General features: G+C 50.3%; 1 pseudogene. It reads right to left on the bottom strand.

The features are described 5' to 3' along the window. A pseudogene (gene pcoS / locus ACNQ0W_RS25315) lies at nt 1-628 on the bottom strand (copper resistance membrane spanning protein PcoS); the annotation flags it as partial.

Raw genomic sequence — 628 nt, 5'->3', positions numbered from 1 at the left:
GTTCACACAGTCACTGTCACGCTCAAGGTGTATCGCTGTACAGGTGTTATCGGGAGAATACTTGATTGCATTGGAAAGCAGGTTACTGAAAGCACGTCGCAGCATATCGCTGTCTCCGGCAACAACGCCCTCTCCTTCAACGGTGATTGTCTTTCCTGTTTCGTCTGCCAGAGGCTCGAACAGCTCACGTAATTCATTCAGTTCGGCGGCCAGATCCACATCATGTTTATCCAGCTGCAGCAGACCATGCTCTGAACGTGCCAGAAAAAGCATATCACTGGTCATTCGTGACAACCTTTTCAGTTCTTCCAGGTAAGCGAATAAGATTTCGCGGTAATGCGAAACATCCCTTTCCTTAGCCAGTGCAAACTGCGTCTGCATCATCAGATTACTGACCGCTGTGCGCAGCTCATGCGCGATGTCAGACGAGAAATCTGACAGTTTCCGGAATGACCCCTCCAGGCGATCGAACATGTTATTGAACTCCTGCATGGTCTCAGAAATTTCCGGCGGAGCCAAATCGGGATTAAGACGCTGATCCAGGCTGTGTACGGTCATGGAGGAAGCCAGACTGGTCATTTCCCGTAGCGGTTTCAGACCAATACGTGTGGTCAGCCAGCCCAGAAAA

It is taken from the genome of Enterobacter cloacae complex sp. 6730903 (genome assembly GCF_048283985.1).
GTDB classification, from domain to species: domain Bacteria; phylum Pseudomonadota; class Gammaproteobacteria; order Enterobacterales; family Enterobacteriaceae; genus Enterobacter; species Enterobacter hormaechei_C.
This window is presented reverse-complemented; position numbering and strand designations above follow the sequence as displayed.